19 protein-coding genes are annotated in these 19,249 nt (G+C 39.3%); 11 read left to right on the top strand and 8 right to left on the bottom strand.

Features of this window, described 5'->3' with window-relative positions; genetic code table 11:
- Positions 1 to 137 precede the first annotated feature (137 nt).
- The gene (locus tag AC4QJR_RS04950) at positions 138 to 344 is read left to right on the top strand and encodes a zinc ribbon domain-containing protein (protein ID WP_375376211.1); all 207 of its coding nucleotides are present in this window, start codon (positions 138 to 140) and stop codon (positions 342 to 344) included.
- Positions 345 to 389: 45 nt separating this feature from the next.
- Here AC4QJR_RS04950 and AC4QJR_RS04945 read toward each other — a convergent pair whose 3' ends face one another.
- Positions 390 to 1,157 (bottom strand): 3-hydroxyacyl-CoA dehydrogenase, encoded by a 768-nt coding sequence (locus tag AC4QJR_RS04945; RefSeq protein ID WP_496525500.1) that lies wholly within the window; start codon positions 1,155 to 1,157, stop codon positions 390 to 392.
- A 203-nt stretch (positions 1,158 to 1,360) separates the two neighbouring features.
- Complete coding sequence (locus AC4QJR_RS04940; protein WP_496525499.1) at positions 1,361 to 2,572, bottom strand: MFS transporter; 1,212 nt, start codon at positions 2,570 to 2,572, stop codon at positions 1,361 to 1,363.
- Positions 2,573 to 2,767: 195 nt separating this feature from the next.
- Between AC4QJR_RS04940 and AC4QJR_RS04935 the strand changes: the two genes are divergently transcribed.
- The gene (locus AC4QJR_RS04935; RefSeq protein WP_496526621.1) at positions 2,768 to 3,724 is read left to right on the top strand and encodes a D-2-hydroxyacid dehydrogenase; all 957 of its coding nucleotides are present in this window, start codon (positions 2,768 to 2,770) and stop codon (positions 3,722 to 3,724) included.
- Positions 3,725 to 3,804: 80 nt separating this feature from the next.
- Here the strand turns inward: AC4QJR_RS04935 and AC4QJR_RS04930 are convergent, their stop codons facing one another.
- The 3 genes from AC4QJR_RS04930 to AC4QJR_RS04920 form a co-directional block, all read right to left on the bottom strand.
- On the bottom strand, positions 3,805 to 5,031 hold the full coding sequence (locus AC4QJR_RS04930) for an RtcB family protein (protein WP_496525498.1): 1,227 nt from the start codon (positions 5,029 to 5,031) through the stop codon (positions 3,805 to 3,807).
- Between the two features lie 134 nt (positions 5,032 to 5,165).
- Positions 5,166 to 7,919: a dynamin family protein gene (locus AC4QJR_RS04925; RefSeq protein ID WP_496525497.1), complete on the bottom strand. Its 2,754-nt coding sequence runs from the start codon at positions 7,917 to 7,919 to the stop codon at positions 5,166 to 5,168.
- A 403-nt stretch (positions 7,920 to 8,322) separates the two neighbouring features.
- Positions 8,323 to 10,002 (bottom strand): acyl-CoA dehydrogenase family protein, encoded by a 1,680-nt coding sequence (locus AC4QJR_RS04920; RefSeq protein WP_496525496.1) that lies wholly within the window; start codon positions 10,000 to 10,002, stop codon positions 8,323 to 8,325.
- Between the two features lie 156 nt (positions 10,003 to 10,158).
- Between AC4QJR_RS04920 and AC4QJR_RS04915 the strand changes: the two genes are divergently transcribed.
- On the top strand, positions 10,159 to 10,665 hold the full coding sequence (locus tag AC4QJR_RS04915; protein ID WP_098575773.1) for a hypothetical protein: 507 nt from the start codon (positions 10,159 to 10,161) through the stop codon (positions 10,663 to 10,665).
- Positions 10,666 to 10,699: 34 nt separating this feature from the next.
- Here the strand turns inward: AC4QJR_RS04915 and AC4QJR_RS04910 are convergent, their stop codons facing one another.
- The 3 genes from AC4QJR_RS04910 to AC4QJR_RS04900 form a co-directional block, all read right to left on the bottom strand.
- On the bottom strand, positions 10,700 to 11,422 hold the full coding sequence (locus AC4QJR_RS04910) for an amino acid ABC transporter ATP-binding protein (RefSeq protein ID WP_496525495.1): 723 nt from the start codon (positions 11,420 to 11,422) through the stop codon (positions 10,700 to 10,702).
- Positions 11,419 to 12,075 (bottom strand): amino acid ABC transporter permease, encoded by a 657-nt coding sequence (locus AC4QJR_RS04905; protein WP_098575775.1) that lies wholly within the window; start codon positions 12,073 to 12,075, stop codon positions 11,419 to 11,421. The genes AC4QJR_RS04910 and AC4QJR_RS04905 overlap by 4 nt, the downstream gene beginning before the upstream one ends.
- A gap of 102 nt (positions 12,076 to 12,177) precedes the next feature.
- Positions 12,178 to 13,008, bottom strand: coding sequence for a basic amino acid ABC transporter substrate-binding protein (locus AC4QJR_RS04900; RefSeq protein ID WP_098575776.1), 831 nt, complete (start codon positions 13,006 to 13,008; stop codon positions 12,178 to 12,180).
- 343 nt (positions 13,009 to 13,351) lie between these two features.
- On the opposite strand from AC4QJR_RS04900, the gene AC4QJR_RS04895 reads away from it, so the two are divergent.
- The 8 genes from AC4QJR_RS04895 to ilvE all read left to right on the top strand — a co-directional run bounded on the left by AC4QJR_RS04895 (position 13,352) and on the right by ilvE (position 19,244).
- Positions 13,352 to 13,705 (top strand): hypothetical protein, encoded by a 354-nt coding sequence (locus tag AC4QJR_RS04895; protein WP_180230207.1) that lies wholly within the window; start codon positions 13,352 to 13,354, stop codon positions 13,703 to 13,705.
- A 185-nt stretch (positions 13,706 to 13,890) separates the two neighbouring features.
- A complete protein-coding gene (ykzB, locus tag AC4QJR_RS04890) occupies positions 13,891 to 14,028 on the top strand; it encodes a protein YkzB (protein WP_166256179.1) in 138 nt (45 codons plus the stop codon).
- A gap of 26 nt (positions 14,029 to 14,054) precedes the next feature.
- Positions 14,055 to 14,222 carry a hypothetical protein gene (locus tag AC4QJR_RS04885; protein WP_180230208.1) on the top strand — a complete coding sequence of 56 codons (168 nt, stop codon included), beginning with the start codon at positions 14,055 to 14,057 and terminating at the stop codon, positions 14,220 to 14,222.
- A 139-nt stretch (positions 14,223 to 14,361) separates the two neighbouring features.
- On the top strand, positions 14,362 to 14,691 hold the full coding sequence (locus AC4QJR_RS04880) for a MerR family transcriptional regulator (RefSeq protein WP_098575777.1): 330 nt from the start codon (positions 14,362 to 14,364) through the stop codon (positions 14,689 to 14,691).
- A gap of 214 nt (positions 14,692 to 14,905) precedes the next feature.
- Complete coding sequence (locus tag AC4QJR_RS04875) at positions 14,906 to 16,165, top strand: ammonium transporter (protein WP_098575778.1); 1,260 nt, start codon at positions 14,906 to 14,908, stop codon at positions 16,163 to 16,165.
- Positions 16,166 to 16,235: 70 nt separating this feature from the next.
- A complete protein-coding gene (locus AC4QJR_RS04870) occupies positions 16,236 to 17,192 on the top strand; it encodes a DUF294 nucleotidyltransferase-like domain-containing protein (protein WP_496525494.1) in 957 nt (318 codons plus the stop codon).
- 1 nt (position 17,193) lies between these two features.
- The gene (locus AC4QJR_RS04865; RefSeq protein ID WP_496525493.1) at positions 17,194 to 17,925 is read left to right on the top strand and encodes an exonuclease domain-containing protein; all 732 of its coding nucleotides are present in this window, start codon (positions 17,194 to 17,196) and stop codon (positions 17,923 to 17,925) included.
- A 410-nt stretch (positions 17,926 to 18,335) separates the two neighbouring features.
- Entirely contained in the window at positions 18,336 to 19,244 is a 909-nt protein-coding gene (gene ilvE, locus AC4QJR_RS04860; protein WP_496525492.1) for a branched-chain-amino-acid transaminase, read from the top strand.
- Positions 19,245 to 19,249: the final 5 nt, after the last annotated feature.

The raw sequence follows: 19,249 nt of genomic DNA, 5'->3' as shown, positions 1-19,249 counted from the left end.
CCCCCTTTTCTTCATATCTTTATTGTAACAAAAGCAAGAGATATTTTTGAATATTTAAATAATATCTATTTTTAATGGAAACTTTTAGGCTCGTGAGTCGTAAATAAATAAGAGGAATTTATTTGAGGAGTGAGATTATGAGCCAAAAAGGCTGTATTAAATGTGGCAGCAAAGATACTGGAACAAAAGATGTAGCCATGACAGGGACGGGTCTATCAAAGATGTTTGATCTCCAACACAATACATTTACGGTTGTCTTTTGCAAGAACTGTGGATACTCAGAGTTTTACAACAAAAAAACATCCACTGCTTCAAATATCATTGACCTATTCTTTGGAGGTTGATGAATGAAAGGGGATTCCGATTGGAATTCCCCTCGTTACCAACATTTATTTGGGCTGCATTCTTATTGCCCCATCCAGCCGGATTGTTTCTCCATTTAACATCGGATTTTCGACGATGCTTTGAACGAGCTGCGCGTATTCACTTGGATATCCTAACCTTGATGGGAATGGCACCATTTTTCCGAGCGAATCTTTCGCTTCTTCCGGCAGGGTATCAAACATCGGTGTGTGGAATAAACCAGGAGCAATCGTCATGACTCGAATCCCATAGCGAGCCAGCTCTCTTGCGATTGGCAGGGTCATTCCGACAATTCCACCTTTAGAAGCACTGTAAGCTGCCTGGCCAATTTGCCCGTCAAAGGCGGCAATGGATGCAGTATTAATAATCACACCTCTTTCACCTTGTTCATTCACCTCATTACCGGCCATTACTTCCGCCGCAATCCGAATTACATTAAATGAACCGATTAAATTTACATGAATGACTTTTGAAAAAAGTGAAAGATTATGTACACCATTTCTGCCAATCACCTTCTCCGCCATACCAATTCCAGCACAGTTCACCACAGTATTTACACTGCCCATATAATCCGCTGCTTGATGAACAGCCTCTTGAATGTCCTCTTCTTTCGTGACATCAGCCTTTATAAACAATACGGCTTCCCCTAATTCATTTTGGAGCCGTACACCATTTTCCTCAGATTGATCAAAAATAACTGCCTTTCCTCCATTTTGAACAATTTTTCGAATCGTCGCCTCTCCCAGCCCTGAAGCCCCTCCTGTAACGATGGCCCGACATGTATTGATTTGCATATAGTACCCCCCTAAAAAGAATAATATTTTATTATTTTGCAAGTATTGTGCCAAAGCGGGTTTCTAGCCACATGTGCAAAAGTTAACCGCATTAATGTTTGTTGTTTGGACAGATACGCCTGCAAAGTGTGCAAATCCTGTACATGTACTACTTTATTTAGAAGAAAAGAGAATCTATAAAAATAATAAAAGGTCAGTCCTCATTAAAATGAGGCCCTGACCTTTTTCTTTGCCACAACGTCTGCTCGTAAGCCAGATTGCTTCTTTCTTTCCATGAATATAACTAAGACGATGGCCGCTAGGAGAAAAAGACTCGCAATCCGAAAAATGGATGCTGTACTAACAAATTGGGCTGCCACACCAAAAATAATCCCGCTTAAACCCAAGCCCAAATCAATGGATGAGAAAATCATCCCGTTCGCCACACCTCGTCGATGAGATGGGGTCATGAGTAATGCCCAAGATTGCAGTGTAGGTATCAAGCAGCCAAATCCTAAACCAAATAAGGCACCCGAGATGGCGATAAGCAAGTTGGAATGGGCAAATGAAAGGACCCACATCCCAACAAACGTAGAGAATGTACAGAACAAAACAAGACCGATGGGACCTTTTTCATCAAACCATCTTCCGGCAAATGGTCTTCCCAATGTTGCCAATATCGCGTTGAAAATATAAAACAAAAAGATTTGTTCAATGCCGCGCTCTACACCAAAAATAACAATAAAAGTTACAACTGAACCATATCCTAAATTGATAATAATGGTGATAAAGGCTGGAAACAAGCTTGATTTTTCAACTGAAGAACCGATATATGAAAACTTCAAATCTTCTTTACGTGTATTTATCACTGCTTGAGGAGTTTGATAGCGTACAGCTGTAAGCAGGATAATTGAAACAGCCCCTAATATCGCCGATATAAAAATAAGATTTCCAAAAGTAGTCAGATTGTAAATGAAGATTCCTAGACTAGGAGCAATAATGTATGCAATGGTCATGGAGAGCCCGAAGTAACCCATCCCTTCCCCCAGCCGCGAATTGGGGATTGCATCTACCGCTGCGGTTCCATTAACTGTTGTTGACCACCCCCATGCAAGACCATGGACGAAGCGGAATAACAGAAAAACCACAACAATCTGTGAAATAGGATAAAGAATTGTGACCAGGAAGAGCATCAATGCTCCTATTATAACAAGCGACTTTCTTGGCTTATATTCAAGCAAAAAGCCGATAAATGGCCGGCTTATCACCGCGCCAATTGAAAATAATCCTGTCACTAAGCCAATCTCTAGCCCTGAAGCCCCTATTGATTTTATATATGGCGGCAGAGTAGGAATGAGCATTTGAAATGACAAAAATACAAAAAGATTTCCCACCATGAGCATGATAAACGACTTCGTCCACAAACGCTCTTTCAAACCGTCCCCTCCCTTCATCCCAACAAGTTAATTCACATAATTATATTTACTTCGCATTACTAAATAATAGCACAGATACTGGAAAAAGAATACGAGCTTTCTGGAAAAACATTGAAACAAAAATCTTATCATTTATTTTGATTTCCGTTATCATTAACTAGAGTAAACATTGTCGAAATGGAGGTATTCTCATTGATGAAAAAAATGGTTATCACTCGTAATATTGATTCAGCTCATATTTCGCAAATCAAAGATATCATTCCAGATTGGGAATTGATTGTTGGCAAGGATAAGCAAATTTGGCAGGAACATGTTAAAGATGCGGAAATTATCGCTGGCTGGAGTAAGGGGTTGGATGAATACTGTCTGGACACACAATCAAAACTTAAGTGGCTGCAATCATGGAGTGCTGGTATTGATTATTTACCTCTTGAAGAATTAAATTCTAGAAATTTCTTCTTAACTAGTGCCAATGGCGTTCATGCCTATCCCATCTCCGAAACAATTTTTGCATTGATGCTGGGATTAACACGCAAAATCCATACATACGTCAAAAATCAACAGATAAAAACTTGGCATCATGCAAATATGGGCCAAGAAATCCACGGAAAAACAATCGGGATCATTGGAGTAGGAACCATTGGGGGAGAAACAGCAAAAATAGCGAAAGCCTTCGGCATGAAGGTACTTGGTGTCAGGCACTCGGGAATGCCTGCTCGCAATGTCGATGAAATGTATACTCCAAATCAATTAGGTGAATTGCTTCCTGCTTGTGATTATGTAGTGGTTACGTCGCCGCTCACAAAGGATACTTATCAAATGTTTGGTAGGGAACAATTTAAGCAAATGAAGGCTTCAGCATTTTTTATTAATATCGGCCGGGGTGAGATTGTGGTAGAAAATGACCTGATTCAAGCTCTAACTGAAGGAACAATTGCAGGAGCTGGACTTGATGTGTTTGAAGCGGAACCATTAAGCAATGAAAGTCCATTATGGGAGATGGAAAATGTGATTATTACCCCACACACATCTGGTTCAACCGAACATTATAATCAGCGGGTGATTGAAAATATCCTAATTCCTAACTTAAAGGCCTATCTTTCTGGTAAGGTTCCACCAATTAATCTTGTAGATTTTTCGAAAGGTTATTAACATGTAAAGACTCCTTTTTCCCGCATTATCCATTTAAAAAATTAGGGTGCCTCAACCTTGAGGCACCCTTTCTTGTTCCATTATTTTTTATATTTTCCAGGTGTATACTTTTCACTGGCTTTAAAGTTATAGATGGGTTTAATAAAGCCGGCTATCTCCACGGTTTCTTCAACCTTTTCTAAAATTTCATTCATGGGCTTATAGGCCATTGGCGCCTCATCTAAGGTTTCCTCTGAAACAGACGTTGTCCAGACGCCCTCCATGGTTTTATGAAAATCATCCATATTGAGAGTTTTCATCGCTTTTGTCCGGCTCAAAACGCGGCCTGCTCCATGCGGTGCCGAGCAATTCCAGTCATCATTCCCTTTACCAACTGCCAAAATCGACCCGTCTCTCATATTAATTGGAATGATAAGACGCTCCCCTTTTTGTGCAGAAACTGCCCCTTTTCGTAAAATTAGGTTCTCGGTGTCAATATAATTGTGTACGGTATCGAAACGGTCCTGTTCCTCAAATCCCATGTTCTCCGTAATCGCTCTCGCAATCTCTTCGCGGTTTGCTTTTGCAAAAGCCTGCGCTAGCTTCATGTCATGCATATAGTTATGAAAATCCTCACCTTCCAAATACGCTAAATCATTTGGAATAACTGGATTCTTTTCTTTATAACCCTGGATCATGGCTTGGATTTCTTTTTGACGTCCTTCCGCCTTTAATTGGTCAATAAGTCCCGAAAGATCCTGTTGACGAAGTTTTGAGATAGCTACCTTTTGATAGTAGGTGGCTATCTTCGATCCTACATAACGGCTTCCAGTATGAATCGTTAAATAGTGGTATCCATCGGCATCAACAGAAACTTCTATAAAATGATTGCCGCCCCCTAGTGTCCCTAAGCTATAACGGCTTCGATTTTCACTTAAGATGTGCTCTGCACGGAATTCTTGAATGGCGGGAAAACTCGTGTTAATAAACCCGACAGTTTCATCTGAATGAATCTCCTGTCCACTTGGGACAAAGGTGCGGATTACTTGATCTAGTCTATTAAAATCCATCTTTTTATCCTGAAGCTTGACGGTTAATACGCCGCAGCCGACATCCACACCAACTAGATTAGGAACAACCTTATCCTTTAGTTGAATGGTCGTTCCAATGACACAGCCTTTTCCCGCATGATAATCTGGCATAATACTAATCTTTGTATCCTTTAAAAACACTTGATTACAAAGTTCTTGGATTTGCTCTAGGGCTGTTTCTTGGGGATAGTTTGAAAATACCTTTGCTTCTGTTTGTGTACCGGTTACCTTAATCACTTGTTTTCCCTCCTTTAAAGCAGATTACCAATAGGCTACCATCTAATGGGCGTTCGGGCAACCGATTTTCGTCCGACATTTTTTTCTATATAAATAAAGGAAGATGCCCTTTGACATCTTCCTTCTTTAAATTATTAATAAACAGTTTGCATGCCTTTTCCGGCAACGGTCATCCACTCAAACTGACGCAATCTAACCTCAAACAGGGTTAATGGATCACGGAACATCTCTGGGTTAGCATTCATATTCGAAAGCATTTCTTGGTTCGCCTGTATTCCAGCTTGCGCCTCTTCTGCTGATTGACTTAACAACTGCATTGGACTTTTGAAAAACAGGGTTACATCGCGCTCAAGTGACTTTTCAAACAGTTCAAATTGCTGGAAAAATTGTTGATTCACTGCAGAGATAGCTTCAACATAATCTTCATTTTCCACAAATGCTTTGTACTTATTAAAAAGCAGCGCTTTATTTTGTGATATCGCCCCAAATAATTTCCCAGCGCTTTTCAGTATAAATTGCGATGGGGTTCTGCGCAGCAGGATGTTAACAGTTTCCAACTGAAAGCGGCTTGTCATCCGGTCGGTGTCGCGGTGCCAATCGTCAATTACCTTAAAATCACAATCAAGCACGAGACGGTCTTCTCCATACATACGATTAAAACTTTCGCCAATTTCATTTAGAAAATCCTGACTCTGCACAAACTCCTCTTTGCACTCATCAATCCATTCTTGCAATAAGCGGTAATATTTAGGCAGCACTGTCTGGTCTAAATACTCTTCTAGTTTCTTGTTCATCACTTCATTAAGCTCGATATGAATCTTGCTAAAATTACTATCTTCTTTGATGAAGGCAGAACACTCTTGAAGCATTTTAGGAACCGCCTCTGAAATGTCTTTTGCAACCGTATTTTTGATGGAACGGTAAGACTGTACCACAGCTTTTGATTTTTGAACTTCTGTATCCTTCAGTTGATTGATTGCACCCGTTAATTTCTGGAGCATTTCTTCATTCCAGCGGACTGATTCGATCAATTGATTTTCGACATCCACCCGTTTTTGCATCAGGCTGGCAATTGTTGTGCGAATATAGAACAATAGCTTTGCCAAACGTTTATCTTCCATATTTCTTGTATTTTTAATAGAATGGATAAACTCTTGTAAGTCCTTTAACTGCTTGTGATTCTCATATTGCGATGAAAAGGCAAACACGGATGCATCCGGAATATACGATTGAATCCTCGCCCTTGTTTCATCAAAGACACTGATTGCATCTTGCTCATTTGCAATCGCGTCCATCTTACTGAGCAGAAAATGCACGGGAATGTCAGGTGCTAACTCTTGAATTTTTGCAAGAACAGACCGTTCTTTATCTGTAAACGGTGCATTTGCATCAAGTACGAAGAGAACCGTATCAGCCAATTGCAGATTCTTCAACACCTCATAAGAATCATTATAGTTTCCTTTTAATCCTGGAGTATCGATAAGTGTGACCTTATTTTCCTTCAGGAAAGCATTTGGACGCTTAAATTCAATGATAGATTCCATCGCGTTACGGCGGCGATCCATTCGTTCTTTGAAATCAGAAAGGCCGGATAAACTAGTAATCTCTCGATCCGTAATTTCTGTGATTTCTTCATCTTCGGAGTCTTTAAACAAAACCAGTGAAGAAGTCGGGCTATCCTGCAGGTCTTCACCAAGAATTGCATTAACAAACGTCGATTTTCCGCTCCCGCTTAACCCGGTAATAAGAAGATGCTGTGTGTCAAAATTCACTAATTGCTGAACAATCCATTTTACCCGATTATTCTCACCCATCTCATTGGCTTGGGCCCAATTCGTAATAGCATCAAAGAGTGTCAGGCACTCTTCAAGTTCATCCATATCTGTTTCGGTAATACTAATTAGTTTCTCAGCCTCATTAACAATTGACATACTTAAACTCGCCGGAAACAGTTCATTCCAAGAGAGAACGGCTGCCGCTGAAAGGACGACATTCTTAGTGTCAGCGAGACGAAGCCAATTCGTTAGAAAATCTGGAATAAAATCCTGGAGACTTTTTATAAAATACCTGCCATCGATAAAGCTGAAAAACGCTTCTTTATGAAGGCCTGAAAGCTCGGCCAAGTTGTCATCTCGATGAATATCAAGGCTTAATAACAAATGATTCATTTCCCTAATCCAAGTAAAATAGGTTTCTTCATTGTCATAGCTGTCCCAAAGAGTGGAAATAAGCTGCTCGAATTTTCGTTGATCTAGACTAAACAGAAAATGGACAGCTTGGGAAAAATAACTCGGCGCATGATTTCGAGTTACACCCTTCTCCACATACGAAATGATCGTATCAAACCACTCTAATGACCCGGTCCGAATGGCCTCGTTTACGGCCAGCTCAATGGCATGATTCCAATCTCGCTGTTCTTCAAAAAAGTTACGAGCTATTTCCGTCACGTTTGGATAATCTGGATTTGTATCAATGGTTTTTTTTATCACTGCTAGTGCGAGGTCTAACTTATCTCGCTCGATATACAACGAAAATAACTGTAAGGCAACTTCAGTCGTTAACGTAAGATTATCACTTGTGATCGCACAATAAAGATCTTCTGCAGTTGATAACAGGCCTAACTGATAGTAAGCATCAGCTGTATTTTTCTTTGCCCATGGTTCTAGCTCATTGATAATATTTTCCCATTTAAAAATGGCTGCTTCATAATCTTTGTGATGAAAATACACTTCTCCCTGAGCAAAGCGAATCGATGATAGATTCGGTAAATCCTTAGATGCTTCCTCTTGAAACAGTTCACCAAGGACCTCAATCGGATGAATATTTTCATGTTCATTGATGAACATTTTATAATACGTTTTCAGTTTTAATTGCGTCTCTAATGTCATATCTTTCCCTCCAATTACAACACTCTCTGTCATTCATATGGAAAAGAGCCATAATTATTCTCTATACTATTCGACGGATTATCTGATTTTAAGTCTCAATTATTACGATTCTACCAAAGCAATTTATTAAAAGGATTTCAGTTGTGTTTCATTTTGGAGACAAAGTAGAACTTATTACATATTTTTCAGGACATACCGACCTTAACTGGATAATAATTGAAAATCGCGAAAATTTCATGATACTTATTACATATTTTTAGGAAGTTATTACATATTTCTGGACTTTTATTACATATTTTACCAAATTTACGACATTTACTGGATAATAATAGGAGACAACCAGATAAATGAAGCAAAAAATAAGCCTGCCAAAGATGAATGGCAAGCTTACTAGAAGTCATTCTCATCCAACAGACACAGTCTTCTCACTCTTTGCATTCAAGACAATCTCAGAAAAATAATTCACTGTTTTCATTTCTGCATTGAACAAGTAAGAGGATTTCCATGTTTCCTCTAGAAAAATCTCCATTACCTTGACTGAGCGCGGATGACCGCTTGCTGCCTGCTCAAGCGCCACGATACTTTCAAAAATTTTCACCATAAGTTCGGCCGCCTTTTTCGAATGAAAAGTCTTTTGATCAGCCGATGCCGTCCGTAAAGATTTTGATAAGTTCTGTAACTGAATCAACTTATTTTCTACTAAATACGTCCATTCAGAAGGCAAATGGGCGACACCCCGTAAACGCTGATTCATCTCATCTAAAAACAGTTCATCCGCTTTGAACTTCTCCATTAAACGCAGGACCTCTAACCCGAGAATATTGGCCGTCCCTTCCCAGACAGTTAGGACTTGGGCATCTCGTAACAATCTTGGAGTCACAAAATCTTCGATATAGCCATTGCCTCCGTGCATTTCGATTGCTTCATGCGAAAAGTGAATCGCTTGTTCTGCCGTTTCTTTTTTCAATAAAGCAATATAGAGGCGATGAAGAATGGCTTCTTTCTGACTAGCTTGACTGTTCAGGACCCGTTCAAATAATGGAAGATACGTGAAAACGGTGCGTGTTTCAATTTCCAACTTTACAGCGAGCCTTGTCAGTGTATCCTTGACCATTGGATAGTTAGAGAGTTTACTGCCGAACGCATCCCTTCTAAGGGCATATTCCTTAGCTTCATGATAGGCCCTCCTCATAATTCCTAATGAGGCAACGGCATTGCACACTCTTGAGAGATTAAGAGCTTCCATCATATAGTAGAAACCCTTCGAAGGATCTCCCACCACAAAAGCATTGGCACCATCGAATTCCACTTCAGCCGAAGGGACAGCTCTGACTCCGAGTTTATCCTTTAAGCGGCGAATCCGGATTCCATTTAGCCTGCCATCTTGATCCCGCCATGGTACGGCAAATAAAGTCAGCCCTTTCGTCCCAGATGGCGCGCCTTCTTTCCGTGCTAAGACCATCGCCACTCCGCACATACCGGCATTGGAGGCAAAGTACTTTTCACCATAAAGCTTGAAATGCTCTCCATGTTCCACAGCTCTCGTCTCATTCGCTCCGACATCTGAGCCCCCCTGACGCTCTGTAAGGAATGTCGCTCCCTCATAGAGTGGAACTTCTCCTGTTGAGAGGACATGCGGCAAAAACCGTTCCTTCATTTCTTCAGATGCATACTGGTTTAGTAAATAAGCGGTGGCCATTGACAATGTGACTGGACAGTAAAACCCTGGTTCTGTTTGTGAGAGCAGATAGCCTTGGGCATAGGAGTAAATATAATTCCCCTTCTCACCGAGCGATGGGATTTCTTTATGAACATAGCCGACAATTCCGGTATTATAGGTATCTTCCACCGTTCTACGATAACCTTCATTCACCCATACTTCAGAAATATCTTCACCATAAGCATCGTATTTATTTAAGCGCGGCTGTCCTTCCCGGTCCGTAAACCTAGCCCGTGAATCAATATCCGTGGCACATTTCTCACCGAAGGCAGTCAACTCCTTGTCTGCATACTCGAAAAAGGATGGATCGAGTAACTCTTTAAGCAAGACTTGAAACGCCAAATCCTCTTTATAAAAATTCAACTTTGATAACACCCTCCTTTTTTCAGAATAATCAATAAATTTAGTATATCACTTTCTTATCCGGATAAAAATAAATTTTGGTTATTTTTAGACGTCTTTCCTTTTTATCTAAATACAACGTATAATTAGTTCAAATACATTAAGGGGAAATCTTCATTGGAAAAAGAACAAGCAAGACTGTTAGCTGACTTTATGGAGAACTCAGCTTCCGCAGTCTATGAAATACAAAAACTTGAAACTTCGGGCGGCCGTTTGCTGAAGTTTCATCAATGGACAAACGGGAAGCCTACACTCGCCGCTTTTGAGATTACAAAGCCGGATAGTGATACTGGCTATTACTTTGTATTCATTGATTGGCATCAAAATGACAACTATTATTTAGTCGTTTATGCACATGATCGTTCAACGACCTGTGCAGAGATACGGCAAATTCAAGAAATAGACGGAGCACCACATCTCATCTGGACATATAAGCCTTTTAAACGGGACGGAAAAAATGATCAAAGAAAAGCTTATTTCAAGCAAATGTTTGGCTCAACAACCATACAAATTAAACTGCCATCCTCGGCCCTTGAGGTGGAAAAATTTCTAGGACAAGTATTTAAACTGTGTCAAAACCGGCTAATGGCGGACCGGATTGTTGAAAAATTTAAGCTTGAATAAACGAAGAAAAAGGAGGCCTCAGCCTCCTTTTATGTTATAAAACTTTACTTAAAAAAGCCTTTGTCCGTTCTTCTTTCGGATGATCAAATAATTCACTTGGAATATTCTCTTCGATAACTAACCCGCCATCCATAAAAATAACGCGGTCGCCCACTTCTTTCGCGAAGCCCATTTCATGAGTCACGACTACCATCGTCATCCCTTCTTTTGCAAGGTCCTTCATAACCTCTAGTACCTCACCGACCATTTCAGGGTCCAGCGCTGACGTCGGTTCATCAAAAAGCATGATTTTCGGCTCCATTGCCAGCGCCCTTGCAATCGCAACCCGCTGTTTTTGTCCGCCTGATAAGGAATCAGGAAAGGCTTCTGCCTTATCCTCTAAACCGACTTTACGTAAAAGCTCTAACCCCTTAGCTTTGGCCTTATCCTTAGGAATATTTCTTACTTTCATCGGTGCAAGCATAATATTTTCAATCACGGTTTTATGTGGGAATAGATTGAATTGCTGAAAAACCATTCCCACTTCTGTCCGTACTTTATTTATATCGGTATTCTTGTCAGTCAAGTCGACACCTTCAATATAAACATGCCCCCCAGTAATGGTTTCTAGCATGTTAATGCAGCGAAGGAACGTCGATTTCCCGGAACCTGAAGGACCAATGACAACCACTACCTCTTTATTTTTAACTGTAACGTTAATGTCCTTGAGAACCTCATTTTTACCAAAGGATTTTTTTAAATTCTTTACCTGGATCATTCAGTCGCCAACCTCCGTTCAAGACGAGTAAGCAGGAAGCTTAAAGAAAGTGTTAACACGAGATAAATAACTGCTGCCGCAAGATACGGTTCCCATACACGGAAATATTGTCCTTGCATAGCTCGTCCCCAATACATTAATTCAGGGGCTGCAATGAGAGCCGCTAATGATGACTCTTTAATTAGAACGATAAATTCATTGCCAAGCGGCGGAATCATTCGCTTAAACGCTTGCGGCAGAATGACAAAACGCATGGATTGTACATGGTTCATCCCTAATGAACGGGCAGCCTCCATTTGCCCGCGATCAATCGATTGAATCCCCGCACGAAAGATTTCAGCTATATAGGCGGCAGCATTTAATGATAGAGTAAGAATAGCAGCTAAAACGGGACTGGTTTCATCAAGAAAAAGAGGAACAACAGCAAAATGGATTAATAATATCTGAACAAGTAAAGGTGTCCCGCGAAAAAAAGTAATGTATATCGTAAACGGCCAAGCGAGGAGCCTATTTTTCATCATTTTTCCTAATCCGATAAATAAGCCAAGAACAGTACCAATCAAAATACTTGCGATGGAAAGCCCAATAGTTAGAAGTGTTCCTTTTAGGAAAAATGGAGCGTATTCAACTAATATATCCCAACGAAAATCCATAAAATAAATCCCCCTATTAAACGACAAGCTAATTATTCTAATCTAACTAGCAAAAATTGCGTAACTGCTTGGTTAAGAGTTACGCAATTCATTCAGCGATGTTTACTTCTGTTGATCTTTTAAGATTTGTGTATCCGGTTCTACTTTAAACCACTTTTTGTATACTTCTGAATAGGTCCCGTTATCAATTACTGCTTTTACTGCCTTATCAAAGTCTGCTTTAATCTTGCTGCCTTTAGGGAACATAAGTCCATAAAATTCTTTTGCAAATGCGGCTGAATCTTCAATAACAACAAAATTATCTTTAGGATTGTTTTTTGCATATTCTTCGATAACTGTGTTATCTGCGACTACAGCATCTGCCCCACCGCTTTTCAATTCCAAAATTGCTAGATTATTATTTTCAAATTTTTTGATTTTATCACTATTTTTTCCTAATAGACCTTCAACTGCTTCTTGTCCAGTTGTAGCATTCTGAACGGCAATCGTTTTATTATTCTTTAGATCAGCTGCGCTCTTAATGTCACTATCTTTTGGAACGAGGATTTTGTTGGTTGATAAAAAGTATGGCACTGAAAAATCATAGGATTGTTTTCTTTCATCATTAATCGTGATGGCAGAAATACCAATGTCAGCAATTTTTTTATCTAATTCAACAAAGATTGGATCCCAGCCGACATGTTCAACCTTCACTTTATAGCCTGCTTCTTTTGCCACTGCATTGATAAAATCGATATCAAAACCGACAACTTCTCCCTTATCCTGATATTCAAACGGTGCATAGGCAGCATCTGTTACCACGCGCAGTGTTTTCTTTTCAGTGTCTCCTCCTTCTTTTGTTCCCGTGCTTGTACTTTTACTAGTACCACAAGCTGACAAAACTAAAAGAAGTGCAACCATTAAAAATGTTGAAAATAATTTAAAATTCTTCATTTTTTCAGACCCCCAATGTTTTTTTTGAAAAGTATTTTTTAAAAATTTTAATAATATTTTGAATATAAATGATTATAACCCGATTTTATTATATATTCAATATTTAAATAATTTACTATTTTAATACTGTAATTAACTAAAGTATTAACATTGTAGAATAATTTCTTTGGTTGATTTCCGACTTAATCGTTGTATGATTTTGAGATGACTAAGGTTATCTCATTTTTATTTCATAGGGCTAAATATCTAAAATGACATTCCCTGTCTATGGGCATTCGCCGTTACTCCTTACCCATACCTACATAATCTATAGGGTATTTACAACATAAGGAGAGATGCCTAAATGAATCCGTATGGTCTTTATCAAACCCCTCAAATGCCGATGGAATATAATACCTATGTTCAACCTGAACCAATGAATTACTATGTACAACCAGAACAAGTGAATTACTATGAACAACCAGAACCATTTAATCCCTATCTACCAGAACAATATGACCCGGCAAGACAGCCACAACAAGTTGAGCGCAGACTGAATCAATTGGAGCGGCAAAATGAACGGCAAGAAAGAGAGATCAATCAACTACAACGTCAAGTAGCACAACTCGACCGCAGACTTCAACGAGTAAATCAACGTCTTCGTGCTGTTGAAAGAAGATTCAACTTCCCATTCACTCCATTTGATGGAGAATATTAAAAAGACTTTCACAGAACCGGGCACATGTCCGGTTCTTTTACATACTGAAGGAAAAATTGGAAGGTTTTTTACCAATTTGAAGGACGATGTTAAAATCCTGTTAGGATATCTTACAAATCCACTGACAGGGAGCGGAAATTCAGTTAACTTTTCTATATAAACCTCAAGAGAAAGGAAGATTTCAAATGTATCGAAGAAATGATATTAAGCTCGCTGAAAGAATCCTTCAATTAGATAAATTAAGGGATGAGTTGTACGAAGAACTCATGAAAACAATGGGCTCCCAAGCGAACGAACTTTTAAGGAGATTACAAAATTACTAATTTCTATTTGAAAAGGGGGAAGAAGGTTGACAACACGCTTAAGGAAAGGACTCGAGCGCCTTAGACAGTTTTATCTAAGAAAGTTGCTAGAATCAGGAACCACTGATTTTACACATCAAGAACTACACTCCCTTACCTTCTCAGAATTAGAAAGATTGTACAACAAAACATTCTCCTCAGCTGATTTAAAATAATTTTCATTATTACTTATTTTGACAAACAAGCAAAATAGTATGATAACCTAGTCCTATGTCAGAAAATATAACATAATATAATACTATGAAAAGGGATTTATAACTAATTGTATACAATAGGGTGTGGTGAGCGACAAAAATGGGAAAAGAAATCTCTTATAAAGATAAAAAAGTAATAACTATAGGCATCGTCAGAGATCTCACTGGTCTATCCGAACGGCAAATCCGATACTATGAAGAACGAAAGTTAATTTTCCCCGAAAGATCTGCGGGTGGAAGCCGTAAGTTTTCTTTTTCAGACGTGGAATTGTTGATGGAGATTGCTAATAAAATCGAAGATGGCATTCAAACACACGATATTAGGAAGGAAATGCTTCGTGAACAAAAGAAACACAACGAAGAACAGATTCGCAGGCAAATGATCCAAGGGCAACTAAATGCCCAATTCGGTTTACGAAAAAAGTCATGAAGAAACGATTATGATCCCATTCCTTCAATAAAGGAGTGGGATTTTTCATCCTTTCTCGGTACATCAATCTGTCTATAACTTAAGGTAAATGACCATTTTTTAAAATCCATGTTAGATAATCTCCCAAACTTATAGAAACCATTCTAAAATCATGTAAGAATACTAACATACCAAATGTTAAGAATATTAACATCATTTTAAAGGGGGAGAAAAAATGGATACTACATTCTTAATGAATAGCCTTTGGGTAATGGTGGGAGCAGTACTTGTTATCTTAATGATCGGAGGTTTTATCCTCTTAGAAACAGGGTCAACTCGAATGAAAAATGCAGGACATATTGCAGGGAAAACAATTCTAACCTTCGGAATTGGCTCGATCGTATTTTGGGCAGTAGGATATGGACTAATTTTCGGTAAAGGTAATCCGCTGATTGGTTTCTCCGATTTCTTTTATTCAGGCTATGACGTTGATGGATTGCCACTTTCTGGTGCCGTATTCTTTTTATTCCAATTAGCTTTTTCAGGGATTTCGTTAACGATTGCGTTCGGCGGTTTTGCAGAACGAGCTAAATTAGGTGCATACCTTGTATTTGCTTTACTTTTCTCAGTCATTGTCTATCCGCCAATTGCTCACTGGATTTGGGGCGGCGGCTGGTTAGCAGAGCACGGGAAACAAGATTTCGCCGGTTCTACTGTGGTTCACTTAACAGGAGCCATGGCAGCTTTTGCAGCTACGATTCTATTAAAACCACGTATTGGGAAATTCAACAAAGATGGCTCAGCTAATAATCTAGCTGGTCATAACCAAGTATTCACAGCACTAAGCGTATTGCTATTATGGGTTGGCTGGTTTGGTTTTAACGCAGGCAGTACATTATCTGTTGATAAAGCGTTCTTTGGATTTGTTGCTGTTAATACGAACTTAGCCGCAGCGGCCGGAACGGTAGCAGCGATGATTGTCTCTTGGATAGTACTTGGAAAAGCTGATGTTCCAATGATGTTAAACGGAGCCTTGGCAGGGCTAGTTGCTATTACTGCTTCTTGTGCTTTTGTAGATACATGGGCCGCCGTCTTAATTGGTTTTATCGCAGGAATTCTTGTTTTTTACAGCATTCGCTTTTTTGAAAACAGAGGCATTGATGATCCTATCGCTGCTCTTTCAGTACATGGTACTGCCGGCGTCTGGGGAACGTTATCGACTGGTTTCTTCGCTACAAAAGAATTAGCAACAGTCGGAAAGCCAGGATTATTTTACGGGGGCGGTTTACACCAGCTAGGTATTCAAGCACTCGGAGTATTCACATGTGCCGCATTTGCCTTTATTGTCTCCTACATCCTCCTTGCCCTTATGAAAAAGTTTATGAATGGCTTGCGTGTTACAGAAGAAGAAGAGATTATTGGATTAGATATGAGTGAACACGGAAGCTATGGTTATCCAGAATTAGTGAAGGCAGAACAAACAAAAGCTTTTTAAATATTTATGAAAAGTGCAAGTCCTTTCTGGCTTGCACCTTTCTACACTTTTTAAGTGGAGGTGAACAAACATGAAGTGCGATACCTATTCTGCGATTGCTGAATACAAGAATACCCAGATGAAAGAAGCTGCCAAGGATCACTTCCAATTGAACCAGCTTCACGACAACATAATCAAAAAGGTCTTAGAAATCTCAATGAAGGAAATTCAAATACGGAATGGACCTCTTCCATGCCCCTTCTCGTTCTTTGTCATGGGGAGCGCCGGCCGCTTTGAACAATCGGTTTGGAGTGACCAAGACCACGGCATTATTTACCTTGATTCATCCTCAGATGCAAAAGCATATTTTTTGTCATTAGGAAAGGAAATATCAAAAGGTCTGTATCAGGCTGGTTATCCTTATTGCGATGGCGGTGTGATGTCAGGCAATCCATTCTGGTGCAAATCACAAGCTGAATGGGAAAAACAAATTCTGAACTGGGCCGCCGACGCGTCATGGGAATCGTTACGGTATCTATTAATTTTTATCGACGGACGCTCTATTTATGGTCACCATCGCCTAATAGAACAACTAAAATCATATACTTATTTAACCGTTCAAAAAGAACAGATTCTTCCAAGGTTTTATCATAATACTCTTCATTTTAAAAAAGGAATTGGTGTCTTAGGACAGCTTTTAGTGGAGACTCACGGAATTCATGCCGGATCCTTAAATATAAAGGAAACTGCCTTCTTCCCTTACATCAATGCAGCCCGTCTATTGGCAATGAAAGATCATGTCTTAGAAACCTCTACCCTCTCAAGACTCGACAAACTCCGAATTCATGACAAGAAGATCTATCAAGACATGTTTTTAAAATTGTTAACCTATCGCCTTCAATTTTCTACCCATTCTGACTATGAATCTGGACACTATGTACCGGTTGATAAACTAAGAAAAGATCAAAAAAATGAACTAAAAGAAATCATCAAGAATGGTGTCGCACTGAACCAACACGCCGGAAAACTTATCGAAAAGGAGGGATAAAATGAAAATCAATGATTTAGCACAATACCTTAGACAAATTTCCGGCAGGGTTAGTTCCAATATCTATGCAGGCATTCAAGGACAAGCCAATCCACAACAGCTTTCCTTTGTCCGACAACTTCAAAAAGAAATGAAAGAAAAAAATAACTTGTCCACTCCCCTTAATGAATTAGAAGTGGTCGTATTCGATTTAGAAACGACGGGGTTCTATCCAGAAAAGGGTGATTATGTCCTTTCAATCGGAGCAGTGAAAATGGTCGGTCCTCATATAAGGAATCATGATACTTTTTATTCGCTCATCAAATCAGACCTTCCTTTATCCGATGAAATTTCAACTTTAACAAAGATTCAGGAGGGGCAATTACGCGATGCTCCCATTGCCAGAGATGTCTTACTCCAATTTTTCAACTATTCACAAAGTCATATTCTTGTCGCACACCACTCCAACCATGAAAAGTCCTTTATGCAGAAAATGACTTGGGATCTCTTAAAGACACGATTTGAACATCGAATCATCGATACATCCTTCTTAATACGACTTTCGGACCCATCTATTAAATCTCTACCGCTTGAAGATGTATGTGATCGATGTGGGATTGCCATAAAAGATCGTCACCACGCACTTGGCGATGCCCTAATGACTGCGCAAATTTGGGGGAGCTATTTACACCAAGCTCAAATAAAGGGATATAGTAATTTACAGGAAGTGTATGAACATCTCGCAAAGCTTTAAGCCCAAAAACACTATTTCAAACTAGTGTTTTTTTGTAAATTTCTAAAAGTTTACAACGTGAAATCCTCTCAACTTTGCAACACCTCTATCTTACTTACCTCTGATTATCTCCCCATTTACAATCCTTAGCTCCGACAAAATAACTTAAAAATAAAAAAATTTTAAAAAACTTTTCTTTGCTGTTTTCCTTATTAGAACAATAATGTAAACGCTAACAATATTTTTGATTTATTTGAATTGTCAGATTTTTATGTTGACCATGTTTTCGATTGGTTGTATGATTATCGAAAATAATCATTCAATTCATTAAGTGCCATCGCTCCCCATCATTTGGAGAAGGGTATGGTAATTCTTTTTTAAAAATTTTTTAGTCATTTAAAGCGGTCTATCACAAAAGAGGAGTGGTTAAGTTGGGGAGTCAATGGATTTTCCTTGACGGTGAGTTCGTCAAGAAAGAGGATGCTGTAGTATCAGTTTTTGATCATGGTTTTTTATATGGTGATGGAGTATTTGAAGGCATTCGAGTTTATAGCGGTAACGTCTTCCGACTCGATGCACACCTAAAGAGACTATTTGAATCAGCACAATCCATTATGCTGAATATTCCTTACACACAAGAGGAAATGACGCAATTAATCGTCGATACAATCAGAAAAAATCAGCTAGAGAGCGCCTATATTCGTGTCGTTGTTTCTCGTGGAAAAGGGAATCTCGGCCTAGACCCTAAATCCTGCTCAAAGCCAAGTGTCATCATTATTGCTGAAGAATTGAGAATGTACCCTAAAGAGTATTACGAACGCGGGATTAAAATTGCATCGGTTGCGAGTCGAAGAAATCGCCCAGATGTTCTAAGTCCACAAGTTAAATCATTAAACTACTTAAATAATATTCTTGTTAAATTAGAGGCGAATCAAGCTGGGGTTGAGGAAGCATTAATGCTGAATGATCAAGGTTATGTGACCGAAGGCTCCGCTGACAATATCTTTATTGTGAAAAACGGTGTCATCTTTACCCCTCCTGTTTATTTAGGAGCACTAGAGGGAATTACCCGGAACGCCATCCTTGATGTCGCAATGGCTAAAGGTTATGAGGTTAAAGAATCTCCGTTCACTAGACACGATGTCTATGTAGCAGATGAGGTATTCTTAACTGGAACAGCCGTAGAGGTTATTGCTGTTATCGATGTGGATGGCCGTCAGATTAGTGATGGAAAACCCGGTGAGGTTACAAAAGACCTCTTAGAAGAATTTAGAAAAATTGTAACAACAGACGGTGTGGCTTGTTATCCAGAAGGTGCAAACCACGCAATCGTTAGTTAGGAGAT

Source organism: Neobacillus sp. BP17 (genome assembly GCF_059579525.1).
Note: the sequence above shows the minus strand (reverse complement) of the source record. Positions and strands in the feature narration are given on the sequence as shown.

What these genes read in the sequence shown, in the direction of transcription:
- AC4QJR_RS04950 (WP_375376211.1), top strand. Translation starts at nt 138, where the DNA reads ATGAGCCAAAAAGGCTGTATTAAATGTGGCAGCAAAGATACTGGAACA.
- AC4QJR_RS04945 (WP_496525500.1), bottom strand. Translation starts at nt 1,157, where the DNA reads ATGCAAATCAATACATGTCGGGCCATCGTTACAGGAGGGGCTTCAGGG.
- AC4QJR_RS04935 (WP_496526621.1), top strand. Translation starts at nt 2,768, where the DNA reads ATGAAAAAAATGGTTATCACTCGTAATATTGATTCAGCTCATATTTCG.
- AC4QJR_RS04925 (WP_496525497.1), bottom strand. Translation starts at nt 7,919, where the DNA reads ATGACATTAGAGACGCAATTAAAACTGAAAACGTATTATAAAATGTTC.
- AC4QJR_RS04910 (WP_496525495.1), bottom strand. Translation starts at nt 11,422, where the DNA reads ATGATCCAGGTAAAGAATTTAAAAAAATCCTTTGGTAAAAATGAGGTT.
- AC4QJR_RS04905 (WP_098575775.1), bottom strand. Translation starts at nt 12,075, where the DNA reads ATGGATTTTCGTTGGGATATATTAGTTGAATACGCTCCATTTTTCCTA.
- AC4QJR_RS04900 (WP_098575776.1), bottom strand. Translation starts at nt 13,008, where the DNA reads ATGAAGAATTTTAAATTATTTTCAACATTTTTAATGGTTGCACTTCTT.
- AC4QJR_RS04895 (WP_180230207.1), top strand. Translation starts at nt 13,352, where the DNA reads ATGAATCCGTATGGTCTTTATCAAACCCCTCAAATGCCGATGGAATAT.
- ykzB (WP_166256179.1), top strand. Translation starts at nt 13,891, where the DNA reads ATGTATCGAAGAAATGATATTAAGCTCGCTGAAAGAATCCTTCAATTA.
- AC4QJR_RS04880 (WP_098575777.1), top strand. Translation starts at nt 14,362, where the DNA reads ATGGGAAAAGAAATCTCTTATAAAGATAAAAAAGTAATAACTATAGGC.
- AC4QJR_RS04875 (WP_098575778.1), top strand. Translation starts at nt 14,906, where the DNA reads ATGGATACTACATTCTTAATGAATAGCCTTTGGGTAATGGTGGGAGCA.
- AC4QJR_RS04870 (WP_496525494.1), top strand. Translation starts at nt 16,236, where the DNA reads ATGAAGTGCGATACCTATTCTGCGATTGCTGAATACAAGAATACCCAG.
- AC4QJR_RS04865 (WP_496525493.1), top strand. Translation starts at nt 17,194, where the DNA reads ATGAAAATCAATGATTTAGCACAATACCTTAGACAAATTTCCGGCAGG.